Here is a 13,221-nt window from a genome sequence, read left to right on the forward strand (position 1 = left end):
CCGCCCGCCGGCAAGTTACCTGGCAGTATGTTCAGGTGACCGGGCAGAACGCAGGCAGGATCCCCCGACAGGGCGTCACCGAGCGCCAGCGAGGTGACCAGGTGGCCGAGAATCCCAGCGGCGAGGGCGGCAAGGGCCGCCGACGCGCGGTTCCCGCCGCAACGGCCAAGCCGACCAGTCGGGTACGCATGTCAGCGGCCCAGCGTCGCGAGCAACTGATCGCGATCGGTCGGCAGATCTTCGCCGAGCGGGGCTTCGACGCCACCTCCATCGAGGAGGTGGCGTCCCGGGCCAAGGTGTCGAAGCCGGTGGTCTACGAGCACTTCGGCGGCAAGGAGGGGCTCTACGCGGTGGTGGTGGACCGGGAGGTCCGGTCCCTGCTGGACCGGATCACCACGGCGCTGACCGCGGGCCATCCACGCGAGTTGCTGGAGCAGGCGGCGTTGGCCCTGCTCGGCTACATCGAGGAGGAGACGAGCGGCTTCCGGGTGCTGGTGCGGGAGTCGCCCGTGCTCTCCGCCACCGGCAACTTCAGCAGCGTGATGAACGATGTCGCGCACCAGGTGGAGCACATCCTGGGCGCGGAGTTCTCCAGCCGGGGGTACGAGCCGAAGCTGGCCGAGTTGTACGCGCAGGCGCTGGTGGGCATGGTCGCGCTGACCGGCCGCTGGTGGCTGGAGGTCCGCAAGCCGCGCAAGGAGACGGTGGCGGCGCATCTGGTGAACCTCTCCTGGAACGGGCTGTCGCACCTGGAGGCGAAGCCGGGGCTGATCACCAGCGGTCGTTGACCGGCGGGGCGGATCGGTGGGGCAGGCGAGCAGCATCCCCGTCGGTCAGCGGTGGCGGTGGATCTCGGCCACCGGGTGGTAGCGGCGGTTCCGTTCCGCCTCGGCGTGCTCGTCCGGGCCGACTTTGTCGTACACCCCGGTGCCGAGCAGGATCAGGCCGAAGACCATCGAGACGATCACCGTGGACATGGAGAAGTTCAGGAAGTTGGCGCTGGTCTGTAGCACCGACATCATCAGGATGCTGGTGACCAGGAAGACGACTCCGGCGGTCAGGTTCATGTAGTGGCCGAGGTTGCCGCGTCGGGAGGCGCCGACGATGAGCACGGCCCCGAAGAGCACGGAGACCAGCGAGAAGGCCAGGTTGGTCCGGAGCCCGAGGGCCCAGCTGCCGTCCCGGGCGAACAGCGGCTCACCCCAGGTCAGTACGGTGCCCCAGACGCCGAAGACGAGGATGTAGAGCCCGACCAGGCCGGCAAGTGCCCGGTAGATGGGCCGCGCGGGGTGGTTCACCGGGAAGTGCGGCATGGCTCCTCCACGCAACAGGAACAATCACCACAATTGTCCCGCACGACGCGGAGCCGTGACGGGTTTTCGCCGGAGCCCGACCAGCGCAGGGATCAAGCCTGACCACCCGGAGCGGGTCGGGCTCCGGCGAAAACCCAACCGGCGCAGAACCCTTCAGAGGACGAGCCGGGCCTTCTTCCACGCCTCGTGCTCCTCGTCGCTGCCGACCTTGCCGTACATGCCGGCCAGCAGCAGCACCAGGCTGGCAACCATCAGCACGATGACCGTGGCGACGCTGAGGTTGAAGATGTTGGCCTCGGTCCGGATGAAGGCGAGCCCGGCCAGGCTGACCACCATGATCAGGTACGCCGTCCACTGGTTGATCAGCACGTCGAGGTTGCGGCCGATCACCGTGCCGGCCAGCACGATGGCGCCCAGGACGACGCTCAACAGGGAGAAGCCGAGGTTCGTGCCCTGTCCCAGGACCTGGGTGTCGCCCCGGCCGAGGAAGGGCTCGCCACTGCTGACGAAGAAGCCGAGCACACCGAAGACCACCAGGTACAGACCGGTCAGCCCGCCGATCGCCCGGTAGATCGGCTGCGCGGGGTGGTTGACGGGGGTATGCATGTCTGTGTCTCCAACGCCGTTGGGTGAGGGTCGTCGCCGATTCTCCCGCACCCCGCGATATGACGCCGCACACGGGTCCCGGGCGACCGCAGGTCGCGGCGTCGCCGCCGGACGTCGGGCCGCAGTCAGGCGGGAATCTCCTCGGCCAGTTCCAGCCACGCCTGTTCGATCTTTTCCCGTTCGGCGCGTACCTCGCTGAGCTGGGCGTCCAGCTCGGCGACCCGGTTGTAGTCGGTGGCGTGCGTGGCCAGCTGGTCGAGCAGTGCCGCCTCCTTCTGCTCCAGCTTGCCTACCTGCCGCTCCAGCCGGGCCAGCTCCTTGCGGGCCTGCCGGGCCTCGGCGGCACTCATCCCGGTGTCGTTCGCCGCGGTGACGGCGGCACCGGTGGCGGGTGTCGCGCTGCTGGCGGGACCGGGACGGCCGGCGGCCCGGGCCAGATATTCGTCGATGCCGCCGGGCAGGTGCACCAGCCGGCCGTCACCGAACAGCCCGTACGTCGCGTCGGCCACCCGCTCGATGAGATAGCGGTCGTGGCTGGCCACCACGATGGTGCCGGGCCAGGAGTCGAGCAGGTCCTCCAGCGCCGCGAGGGTGTCGGTGTCGAGGTCGTTGGTGGGCTCGTCGAGCAGCAGCACGTTCGGCTCACCGGCGAGCAGGCGCAGCATCTGGAGCCTGCGGCGCTCACCGCCGGAGAGATCACCCACCGGGGTCCAGAGCCGCCGGTCGTCGAAGCCGAACACCTCGGCGAGCTGGGCGGCGGAGATCTCCCGGTCGCCGAGGCGTACCCGTCGGGCCACCTCCTCGACGGCTTCCAGGACGCGCAGTTCGGCTGGCAGTTCGGCGAGTTCCTGGGAGAGGAAGGCCGGCCGCACGGTGGAGCCGGTGACCAGGCGCCCGCCGTCCGGGCGGGTGATCCCGGCGAGCATCCGCAACAGGGTGGTCTTGCCCGCGCCGTTGGCGCCGAGGACGGCGACCCGGTCGCCGGGTCCCACCTGCCAGGTGACTTCGTCGAGGATGGTCTTGGGGCCGGCGTGCAGGCGGACCTGTTCGAGGTCGTACACCTGCTTGCCGAGCCGGGCGGTGGCGAGCCGTTGCAGCGACAAGGTGTCGCGCGGCGGCGGCACGTCGGCAATGAGGGCGTTGGCGGCGTCGATGCGGAACTTCGGCTTCGAGGTGCGCGCCGGTGGGCCCCGGCGCAGCCAGGCGATCTCCTTGCGGAGCAGGTTCTGGCGGCGGGCCTCGGTTGCCGCGGCGACCCGCTCGCGTTCGGCGCGGGCGAGCACCCACGCGGCGTAGCCGCCCTCGTAGGCCCGCACGGTCTGGTCGGCGACCTCCCAGGTGGTGGTGCAGACGGCGTCCAGGAACCACCGGTCGTGGGTGACCACCACCAGGGCGCCCTTGCGGCCGAGCAGGTACCGGGCGAGCCAGTCGACGCCGCCGACGTCCAGGTGGTTGGTGGGCTCGTCGAGGATGAGCAGGTCGGCGTCGCGGACCAGCAGGGCGGCCAGCGCCACCCGCCGGCGCTCGCCGCCGGACATCGGTCCGACCGGCGCGTCGAGACCGAGATGGGGCATGCCGAGCCCGTCGAGGATGGCCCGTACACCGGCGTCGCCGGCCCACTCGTGCTCGGCACCCATGCCTTCGGCGAGCCACGCGGTGCCGAGGACCACGTCGCGGACGGTCGCCTCCGGGCTGAGGATGAGATTCTGCGGCAGCCAGGCGACCCGCAGGTCACGGCGGTGGGTGACGCGTCCGTCGTCGGGTTCCTCGGTGCGGGTCAGCAGCCGCAGCAGGGTCGACTTGCCGGCACCGTTGAGCCCGACCACACCGATCCGGTCGGCGTCGTCGAGGCCGAGCGAGACGTCGGTGAGCAGCGGCCCGGCGGCGCCATAGCCCTTGGACACCCGGTCCAGGTTGACGATGTTGGCCATGCCCCACCTTTCATGATCAAGGCGTCCCGGTGCCGACGGGCACCTCAGGACGCCTGGACCTCCAGGGTACGCGGAGCGCCGGGCACGCTCGAAGGCGTCCGCGTGGGCGCCCGGCCGGCGGTCGGTCAGGTGATCCGGGCGCCGGGGACCGGGCCGTGGGCGGTGCGGACCTGCCGGCACACCTCGGCGGCTTCCAGTTCGGCGGCGACGCGTTCGGCGTCGGCGGCGTCGGCGGTGAGGAAGACGCAGGTCGGTCCGGAGCCGGAGACGATGCCGGCCAGCGCGCCAGCCGCCTCACCAGCCTTGAGGGTGGCCGCCAGCGTGGGACGCATGGCCAGCGCGGCGTCCTGCAGGTCGTTGCCGAGGGTGGGAGCGAGCACCCGGGGGTCACGCTGCCGCAGGGCGGCGAGCAGCACGTCGGTGCTGCCGAGCGCCGGCCCGGCGGCGCCGGTTTCCCGCAGCCGGTCCAGTTCGCGGTACGCCTCTGGGGTGGAGAGGCCGCCGTCGGCGATGGCGACCACCCAGTGCCAGGAGGTGGGGCGGGCCAGGACCGGGCTGACCGCCTCGCCCCGGCCGGTACCCAGGGCGGTGCCGCCGTGGATCAGGAAGGGCACGTCCGAGCCGAGGTCGGCGGCGATGACAGCCAGTTCGTCCCGGGACAGTCCGGTGCCCCAGAGCGCGTCGCAGGCGACCAGGGCGGCGGCGGCGTCGGCGCTGCCTCCGGCGAGCCCACCGGCGAGCGGAATCTGCTTGCGCAGGTGCAGCCGGGCGTGCGGCAGCACACCGGCGTATCCGGCGAGGGCGTGGGCGGCTCGGATGACCAGGTTGGAGTCGTCCAGGGCGAGTTCGCCGGTGCCCTCGCCCTCCATGGTGAGGGTGAGGGTGTCGCCCCGCCGCGCGGTCAGCTCGTCGTAGATCGAGATCGCGTGGTAGATGGTGTTCAGCTCGTGGTACCCGTCCCGACGCAACGGGCCGACCCCCAGGTGCAGGTTGACCTTGGCGGGCACTCTCACGCGTACCGGTCCGCTGGCCCCACGCGGCTCGTCGTCCTCCGGTCGCCAGGCCTCGGTCACGGGGTGATGTCCCGGACGCGCAGCGGGACGTCAAACGGCTTGGTCACGATCAGCTCCTCGGCGGGGTCGGCGACCGGCTCGTTCCGGCCGTCGACGAGGTCGTACGCGTACACGTGCACGGGCTTCGCGCGCACGGCGTCAGCCTACTGCGCGGCGGCGGTGGCTTCCGGGGCCGACGCGGCGACGGCGGCGAACTGCTCCACGGTGAGTGACTCGCCGCGTGCGCCGGGGTCGACCCCGGCGGCGGTGAGGACCCTGGCGGCGCGGTCGGCACCGCCGGCCCAACCGGCCAGGGCGGCGCGCAGCGTCTTGCGGCGCTGCGCGAAGGCGGCGTCCACCACGGCGAAGACCTGTTTGCGGGACACGTCCGCGCGGGGCTGGTCGCGGCGGGTGAAGGCGACCAGGCCGGAGTCGACGTTGGGTACCGGCCAGAACACGTTCGGCGGCACCTTGCCGGCGGCGCGGGCGTGCGCGTACCAGGCCAGCTTGACCGAGGGCACGCCGTACACCTTGGAGCCGGGACCGGCGACGAGCCGGTCGGCGACCTCCTTCTGCACCATCACCAGCCCGTGGCGGAGGCTGGGCAACTCGGCGAGCAGGTGCAGCACCACCGGTACGGCGACGTTGTAGGGCAGGTTCGCGACCAGCGCGGTGGGTGCCGGGTCGGCCAGCTCGGCGGCGGTGATCCGCAGCGCGTCGGCGTGGTGCACGGTGAGCCGGGCGGCGTCCGGGCCGGCGTGCCGGGCGGCGGTTTCGGGTAGCGCGCCGGCCAGCGCCGCGTCGATCTCCACGGCGTGCACGTGGGCGGCGGCCGGCAGCAGGGCGAGGGTGAGCGAGCCGAGCCCGGGCCCGACCTCCAGCGCCACGTCGTCGCCGGTGAGCCCGGCGGTGGCGACGATCCGGCGCACGGTGTTCGGGTCGTGCACGAAGTTCTGGCCGAGCTTCTTGGTGGGGGCGACACCGAGCCGGGCGGCGAGCTCCCGGATCTCCGCCGGCCCGAGCAGGTCTACGGCCATCCCGACAGCCTACGGCTAAAGGAAGGGCCCCCTTTTAACGCCTCCGGTAGAGGAGGGGCCCCCTATTAACGCTCGGCTCCGCTGGCCGGTTCAGCGCCAGGGGCCGAAGGCGCGCTCGCCGGTGGCGGAGATGGCAGCGCAGAGCTCGTCGAGGTCGGTACCGGTGGTGGCGGCCAGGGCCCGGACGGTCAGCGGGATGAGATAGGACGCGTTCGGCCGTCCCCGGTGTGGCATCGGGGTGAGGTACGGCGCGTCGGTCTCCACCAGGATCTGGTCGAGCGGCGTCAGCGCGGCGGCCTCGCGCAGCGCCCCGGCGCTGGTGAAGGTGACGGTGCCGGCGAAGCTGAGCAGGTAGCCGCGGCGGACGCACTCGGCGGCGAACTCGGCGTCGCCGGAGAAGCAGTGCAGCACCACGGTCTCGGGCGCGCCCTCGTCGTCCAGGATGCGCAGCACCTCCGCGTGCGCGTCCCGGTCGTGGATGACAAGGGTCTTGTCGTACCGCTTGGCGATGGCGATGTGCGCCCGGAAGCTCTCCTCCTGCGCGGCGCGACCGTCGTCGCGGGTGCGGTAGAAGTCCATGCCGGTCTCGCCGATGCCGCGTACCCGGTCCCGGGCGGCCAGCGCCTCGATCTCCCGCAGGGCGGCGTCGAGGTCGGGCAGCCGGGGCGCCTCGTTGGGGTGCAGCGCCACGGTGGCCAGCACCGCGGGATGCCGGTCGGCCACCTCGGCGCCCCACCGGGAGGAATCGACGTCGACGCCGACCTGTACCAGCCGGTCGACGCCGACCATCGCGGCAACGTCGATCGCCGCGGCGACCGGGTCTGCGGCGGTGCTGCCACCCGGTACGCCCGCCTCGCTGACGGTGATGTCCAGGTGGGTATGACTGTCAAGCACCGGCTGCGGCAGTGGCTCGGGCGCGGGTGGGAACTCGCCGGCGCGGCGCGCCGCGCGCTGGCTGCGGGACTCGGTCGGCTCGCTCATCTCCTCGACAGCATCACACACGGGCCGAATCCACCCGGCCGCCACCCGGTGTTCACCTCGTCTCCGCCGGTCGGCCCTACCGTCGCGCGGGGACGCGAGGACGGGGTGAGGGCATGAGTGAACTCGGGAGGCACCCGTGAGCGGGACCGTTCGGCGCGGCGGCCCGGCGGCGTGAACGTCACTGGGCGGGCCGAGAGCACCGCGCAGCGTACGGGTCTGCGCGTGGCGTACAGGGGTGTCATCTATCCGGCCGAGGAGATCGCCCGGGGTGCGGCGTACGAGTTGTTCAGCGCGACCGAGGCACCCGGTTTCGAGTGGGCGCCCCGGCCGGCCTCGGCGCTCGGATGGCGACGGTTCGTGCACGTCACCGAGGTCACCGACGTGCACGGTGCGGCCCCGTCGAGCGAGCCGGCGGAGGCTCCGCTGCTGGTGCCGCTGCACCGGGAGCGGGGCTGGTCGGTGGTGCACCGGCTCGCTCAGCAACCGGGTGCGGCGGATGATCCGCTGATCGCCACGGTTCGCGCCTCGGCGACCGTGCGGCGCGGCACGCGGATGGTGAAGGTGCTCTCCGCCCGGCAACTCGCCGGCTACGTACGGGGCTGGTTGCCGCACGGATTCTGTTACCGGGAGCATGACGTGGCGCATCTGCGTACCCCGGCGACCACCACCGTGCTGCGTACCGACGGCGGCGGACGTGACGACGCGGACGTGACGTACGCGCTGCGGTGGCGTGCCGTCGATCCCGGTGACTACGACGTGCCGGCCGGGTCGGCGTACCGGGGGCTGACCGCCCTCGGTGCGCGGGACCGGGTGGGGCCGGCGGTGCTGGGTACCGGGTTCACGCCCAGCAGCAACCACCTGATCCCCGAGTTCGTCACCCGCGACTTCGCCGATCTGCCGATGCCGGCGAACGCCACCCTGCTGGCCTATCCGGCGGAAGGGGTGGAGGTGGTGCTCTACGTCTACCAGGCCGAGCAACGCGGCTGGCTGCGGATGGTCGGCCCGCAGTGGCGGCACCTGCTCGCCGCGGTGCCCGGCCTGTCGCCGGAGCAGGAGTACGTGCCGACCGGCCAGGCGCCCCGCTCCACCCGCCTGGTGGGCACGTACGCGGGCGGCGAGTACGAGGCGGTGGCCGACCCGCCCGACGGGTTCCGGGTGCTGGCGCTGACCCGGGCCGCCCAGTACCCGGTCGACGGGGTGAGCCGGCGGCTGCGGCTGGCGGCCTGGCGCGGCGTGCCCTGCCTGGTGCTGCGGGAGGAGTCGGGCTGGCTGCGGCTGCGGCTGTGCCAGCCGGACCCGGATGCCGTGGCCGCTACCGGGGCACAGTGCCACGAACGGGGCGTCTACCAGACCTGGGCGCCCGGCGGCGAGGTCACCGACGACCGGGTCGTGGACCGGCCGTACGAGCTCGGCGGCGGGTCGGTGCCGGATTTTCGCGGCCGGGTCGGTGACGAATAACGGACGGCTGCCGGGGAAGGCTCGGTCTCCCATCTTGGACAGGAGGACGACGCGATGCCCTTCATCACCGTCGGCACGGAGAACTCTGCGCCCATCGACCTGTACTACGAGGACCACGGCTCCGGTCAGCCGATCGTACTGATCCACGGGTTCCCCTTCAACGGGGCGACCTGGGAGAAGATCTCCGGTCCGCTGCTTCAGGCCGGGTACCGGGTCATCACGTACGACCGGCGCGGTTTCGGCAATTCGGCGCAGCCGGCGTTCGGGTACGACTACGACACCTTCGCGGCCGATCTCGACGTGCTGATGACCGAGCTGGACCTGCGTAACGCGATCCTGGTCGGCCACTCGATGGGCACCGGTGAGGTGACCCGCTACCTGGGTGTGTACGGCTCAAACCGGGTGGACCGGGCGGTGCTGCTGGCACCGCTGGCGCCGTACCTGAAGCAGGCTCCGGACAACCCGGAGGGGGTGGACCCGAACCTCTTCGAGGGGTTCAAGCAGGCGATTCTCGCCGACCGCTTCGCCTACCTCACCCAGTTCTGCAACTCCTTCTTCAACTACGACGAGAACAAGGGCAAGCTGGTCAGCGAGGAGGCGTACCGGGCGCACTGGGAGATCGGCGCGCGCGCCTCGGGGAAGGCCACTCACGACTGCGTGGACGCCTGGGGCGAGGACTTCCGGGGCGATGTGTCACGGATCGACGTGCCGGTGCTGATCGTGCAGGGCGACAAGGACATGGTGCTGCCGTACCCGAAGACCGGTCAGCGGCTCCAGCCGATGCTCTCCGACAGCCGACTGGTCACCCTCAAGGGCGCTCCGCACGGCACTCCGTGGACCAACGCCGACGAGGTGAACCGGGCGATCATGGAGTTCATCGGGGCGCCGGCGATGGCCCGGGCCTGACCATCCTGGTCGTCGGTGCCAGCGGTGGCACCGCAGCCGTACCGCGCAAGGATCGTCCCGCTGAGACGGGCGACGGGCGCGACCTCCGCCGGGGTCGCGCCCGTCGTGCGGGTGCGGGTCGTCAGCCGCCGAGTCTGGCCAACTCCTCGTCGACGATCGAGGGGTCGAGCTTGCGGAACACCGGCTTGGGCGCCGCGAGCGCCCGACCCACCGCGAGCGGTACGGACTCCCACCGCGCGCCCTGGGTGTAGTCCCCGGTCAGCACCGGATAGCTCGGCCCGACGTCGAGGTCGGTGACCTCCTCGATCACCGGCATCGGGGCGTGCACCCCGGTGCCGCCGAGCAGCTCGTGCACCTTCTGGGCGGAGTGTGGCAGGAACGGGGTGAGCAGCGTGTTGGCGTCGCTGACCACCTGGAGGGCGACGTGCAGGATGGTGCCCATCCGGGGCTTGTCGGCCTCGCCCTTGAGCTTCCACGGCGCCTGGTCGGAGAGGTACTTGTTGGCCTCGGCGACCACCTTCATCGCCTCGCCGATGGCCTGCTTCTGCCGGTGGTTGGCGATCAGGTCACCGACCGTGTCGAAGCCGGCGCGGGCCACGGCCAGCAGCGCCTCGTCGGCCTCGGTCAGCCCGTCGGGGCCGATCGGCGGGATCTCGCCGAAGTTCTTAGCCGCCATGGAGACCGACCGGTTGACCAGGTTGCCCCAGCCCGCGACCAGTTCGTCGTTGTTGCGCCGCAGGAACTCGGCCCAGGTGAAATCGGTGTCGTTACTCTCCGGGCCGGCCACTGCGATGAAGTAGCGCAGGGCGTCGGCGTCGTAGCGCTGGAGGAAGTCCCGGACGTAGATGACCACCCGGCGGGAGGAGGAGAACTTGCGCCCCTCCATGGTCAGGAACTCGCTGGACACCACCTCGGTCGGCAGGTTGAGCCGCCCGAACCGGCCCGGCTCACCGCCGCGGCTGCCCTCGCCGGAGTAGCCGGCCAGCAGCGCGGGCCAGATCACCGAGTGGAAGACGATGTTGTCCTTGCCCATGAAGTAGTAGGACTGGGCATCCTTCCCCTCACCGTCGGTGGCCCACCACTTCCGCCAGGCTTCCGGGTCGCCGGAGCGGCGGGCCCACTCGATGGACGCGGAAAGGTAGCCGATCACCGCGTCGAACCACACGTAGATCCGCTTGTCGGTGCGGTCGCGCCAACCGTCGAGCGGAATCGGCACCCCCCACTCCAGGTCCCGGGTGATGGCCCGGGGGTGCAGGTCGTCCAGGAGGTTCCGGGAGAACCGCAGCACGTTCGGGCGCCACCCCTCCCGGGTGCCCAGCCACTGTCGGAGGACGTCGGCCAGGGCGGGCAGGTCGAGGAAGAAGTGCTCGGTCTCGACGAACTCCGGCGTCTCACCGTTGATCTTCGACCGCGGGTTGATCAGGTCGATCGGGTCGAGCTGGTTGCCGCAGTTGTCGCACTGGTCGCCCCGGGCACTGTCGTAGCCGCAGATCGGGCAGGTGCCCTCGATGTACCGGTCGGGCAGGGTCCGGCCGGTTGACGGCGAGATGGCACCCATTGTGGTCTTCGGCACGATGTAGCCGTTGCGGTACATCCCCTCGAACAGCTCCTGCACCACCGCGTAGTGGTTACGCGTGGTGGTGCGGGTGAACAGGTCGTAGGAGAGGCCGAGGCCGTGCAGGTCCTCCACGATCACCCGGTTGTACCGGTCGGCCAGTTCCCGCGGTTTGAGCCCCTCCGCGTCGGCCTGCACCTGGATCGGGGTGCCGTGCTCGTCGGTGCCGGAGACCATGAGCACGTCGTGGCCGGCCATCCGCATGTACCGAGCAAAGACGTCGGAGGGAACGCCGAAACCGGAGACGTGGCCGATGTGGCGCGGGCCGTTGGCGTACGGCCAGGCGACCGCCGCGAGAACGTGACTCATGACCAGCAAGCCTAATGACCCCTGTGGGGCGGCTGCGAACCAATACGGGTGACCGGCCGACCTGGTGGTCGCGCCGGCCGACCAGCTGGTCCGATTTGTCGCCGACACGCTGCCTGAGCTGCCCGGTTAGGCATTCCAGTCGGTGTCCAATGAACCGCGTGACTGGCAGCAGAGCCGCCCGCGGCCCAGAGGACGGCCTTCCCACCGAGCCCCGGCCGGATTCGGCCGGGTCCTCGCGTACCCATCCGGTGACGCCGCCGCACCCCCGGGCCGGGGCCGGCGGCGAGGGGCCGACCGGGCCGGACCGGGCCGCGGTCGAGCTGGAACCGACCACCGGCGCGCCGGTCGACGCGCTGCCCCGCCGGGTCCCGGTCCGACCGGCTGGTGGCCGCTGCACCCCCGACGACGACGGTACGCCGGACGACGACGTGTTCTGGGCGCCCATCGAGGAGGTGCACTGGGACGGTACGCCGGTGCGGCAGGAGGCGACCGGCGACGCCGGCGGCTGGTGGCGCCGGGTCCTGCGGACGCGTCGGACCCGGGCGGTGCGCAACCATCCGCCGGATCCGCTGCCGGGGCTCGCCTCGCTGATCGGGCTGAGCCTGACCGCGGCCTTCTTCGCCTGGGTCAGCGCCGGGCCGCTCTGGGTCGCGGTGGGGCACGCCACGCCGGGCACTGTGGTCGTGACGGAGTGCTCCGGCGGCGGCCTGACCCAGCGGTGCCGGGGCATCTTCACCGCGACGGACGGCACGTTCCGCAGTCACGGCGTACGGGTCAGCGGCGTGCCCGCAGACCTGAGCACGGCCGGTGCGAACCTGCCGGCCCGGATGACCGGCCCGGCCGGCGGCACCGCGTACGCCGACCGCGGTTTCGGCCTGCATCTGCGCTGGCTGCTCGGCCTGCTGGCCGTGCTCGGCTGCGGCGCGGGCATCGCCCGGTGGACCGGTGCGATCCGGTTGCCCGAGCCACGCGACCGGCGCTGGGCGGTCACCGCCTCGCTCGCCGGCCCACTCGTGATCACGCTCGGCTTCCTGGCGGCAGCCTGGTAGCCGCAGCCCGGCACCCAGTGGCCTGGCAGCCGCAGCCCGACGCCCAGTGGCGTTAGGAAGGGGCCCTTCCTATACACCAGGCGTTAACAAGGGGCCCTTCCTTACACCTGGTGCACGACGGAGTAGACGTCGCGCCGGCGCAGCTCGAACGCGCTGGCAACGGCGGTGATCGCGTCGCGCCGGCTGAGGCCCGCAGCCTCGCGTTCCGCCACCGCGGCGCGCAGCGCGTCGTCGTCGGGGCGGGTCGCCGGGGTGGCCGGGGCGCCGGCCACCACGAGGGTGATCTCGCCGCGCGGGTTGCTCTCGCTGGCCCACTCGGCCAGCTCGCCGAGCGGACGGCGCAGCACCTCCTCGTACGTCTTGGTCAGCTCCCGGCAGAGCGCGGCGGGCCGGTCGGCGCCGAACGCGTCGGCCAGGTCGGTCAGCGCGGCGGCGATCCGGTGTGGTGCCTCGAAGAGGACCAGGGTCCGTTCCTCGGTGGCCAGTGCCCGCAGCCGGGCCCGGCGGGCGCCCGGGGCACGCGGCAGGAACCCCTCGAAGCAGAACCGGTCGCAGGGCAGGCCGGACAGGGCCAGCGCGGTGGTGACGGCGCTGGGCCCGGGGGCGGTGGTGACCGGGACACCCGCGTCCAGGGCGGCCCGCACCAGCCGGTAGCCAGGGTCGGAGACGCTCGGCATCCCGCCGTCGGTGACCAGGGCGACGAGGTAGCCGGCGGCGAGCACGTCGACCAGTTCGGGTGTACGCCGCTCCTCGTTGCCCTCGAAGTAGGAGACGATCCGTCCGGGGATCGTCACGTCGAGGTCGCGGGCGAGCCGGCTCAACCGGCGGGTGTCCTCGGCGGCGACCACGTCGGCGGTGGCGAGCACGTCGCGCAGCCGGGTGGAGGCGTCAGCGGGATTGCCGAGCGGCGCGCCGAGCAGCACCAGGCGGCCCATTTCGGTCATTTCACCCACAGGTCCGCCAC

The 13,221-nt window shown here is 72.0% G+C and carries 13 protein-coding genes; 4 read left to right on the forward strand and 9 right to left on the reverse strand.

Going from position 1 to position 13,221, the window contains the following annotated elements:
* Positions 1-101: 101 nt before the first annotated feature.
* Positions 102-788, forward strand: a complete 687-nt coding sequence (locus tag AC507J_RS05635; protein WP_496287986.1) for a TetR family transcriptional regulator — start codon at positions 102-104, stop codon at positions 786-788.
* A 45-nt stretch (positions 789-833) separates the two neighbouring features.
* Here AC507J_RS05635 and AC507J_RS05640 read toward each other — a convergent pair whose 3' ends face one another.
* From AC507J_RS05640 to AC507J_RS05670, 7 genes are all read right to left on the reverse strand, one after another.
* Complete coding sequence (locus AC507J_RS05640; RefSeq protein ID WP_496287987.1) at positions 834-1,313, reverse strand: DUF4383 domain-containing protein; 480 nt, start codon at positions 1,311-1,313, stop codon at positions 834-836.
* A 153-nt stretch (positions 1,314-1,466) separates the two neighbouring features.
* Positions 1,467-1,919, reverse strand: a complete 453-nt coding sequence (locus AC507J_RS05645; RefSeq protein ID WP_496287988.1) for a DUF4383 domain-containing protein — start codon at positions 1,917-1,919, stop codon at positions 1,467-1,469.
* Positions 1,920-2,044: 125 nt separating this feature from the next.
* The gene (locus AC507J_RS05650) at positions 2,045-3,850 is read right to left on the reverse strand and encodes an ABC-F family ATP-binding cassette domain-containing protein (protein ID WP_496287989.1); all 1,806 of its coding nucleotides are present in this window, start codon (positions 3,848-3,850) and stop codon (positions 2,045-2,047) included.
* A 125-nt stretch (positions 3,851-3,975) separates the two neighbouring features.
* Positions 3,976-4,923, reverse strand: a complete 948-nt coding sequence (locus AC507J_RS05655) for a 4-(cytidine 5'-diphospho)-2-C-methyl-D-erythritol kinase (protein ID WP_496287990.1) — start codon at positions 4,921-4,923, stop codon at positions 3,976-3,978.
* On the reverse strand, positions 4,920-5,057 hold the full coding sequence (locus tag AC507J_RS05660; protein WP_496287991.1) for a hypothetical protein: 138 nt from the start codon (positions 5,055-5,057) through the stop codon (positions 4,920-4,922). Before AC507J_RS05660 ends, AC507J_RS05655 begins: the two co-directional genes overlap by 4 nt.
* Positions 5,058-5,066: 9 nt before the next feature.
* A complete protein-coding gene (gene rsmA / locus AC507J_RS05665; protein ID WP_496287992.1) occupies positions 5,067-5,939 on the reverse strand; it encodes a 16S rRNA (adenine(1518)-N(6)/adenine(1519)-N(6))-dimethyltransferase RsmA in 873 nt (290 codons plus the stop codon).
* Positions 5,940-6,029: 90 nt separating this feature from the next.
* Positions 6,030-6,920, reverse strand: coding sequence for a TatD family hydrolase (locus AC507J_RS05670; protein WP_496287993.1), 891 nt, complete (start codon positions 6,918-6,920; stop codon positions 6,030-6,032).
* Positions 6,921-7,091: 171 nt separating this feature from the next.
* On the opposite strand from AC507J_RS05670, the gene AC507J_RS05675 reads away from it, so the two are divergent.
* Both AC507J_RS05675 and AC507J_RS05680 read left to right on the forward strand, forming a co-directional pair.
* Complete coding sequence (locus tag AC507J_RS05675; protein ID WP_496288164.1) at positions 7,092-8,378, forward strand: hypothetical protein; 1,287 nt, start codon at positions 7,092-7,094, stop codon at positions 8,376-8,378.
* Between the two features lie 54 nt (positions 8,379-8,432).
* On the forward strand, positions 8,433-9,284 hold the full coding sequence (locus tag AC507J_RS05680; protein WP_496287994.1) for an alpha/beta fold hydrolase: 852 nt from the start codon (positions 8,433-8,435) through the stop codon (positions 9,282-9,284).
* Positions 9,285-9,405: 121 nt separating this feature from the next.
* On the opposite strand, the gene metG is transcribed toward AC507J_RS05680, so the two are convergent.
* Positions 9,406-11,208: a methionine--tRNA ligase gene (gene metG / locus AC507J_RS05685; protein ID WP_496287995.1), complete on the reverse strand. Its 1,803-nt coding sequence runs from the start codon at positions 11,206-11,208 to the stop codon at positions 9,406-9,408.
* A gap of 149 nt (positions 11,209-11,357) precedes the next feature.
* On the opposite strand from metG, the gene AC507J_RS05690 reads away from it, so the two are divergent.
* On the forward strand, positions 11,358-12,257 hold the full coding sequence (locus AC507J_RS05690) for a hypothetical protein (RefSeq protein WP_496287996.1): 900 nt from the start codon (positions 11,358-11,360) through the stop codon (positions 12,255-12,257).
* Positions 12,258-12,358: 101 nt separating this feature from the next.
* Here the strand turns inward: AC507J_RS05690 and rsmI are convergent, their stop codons facing one another.
* Entirely contained in the window at positions 12,359-13,201 is an 843-nt protein-coding gene (gene rsmI / locus AC507J_RS05695) for a 16S rRNA (cytidine(1402)-2'-O)-methyltransferase (protein WP_496288165.1), read from the reverse strand.
* Between the last annotated feature and the right edge of the window lie 20 nt (positions 13,202-13,221).

Source organism: Micromonospora sp. PRAS1 (assembly GCF_059553435.1).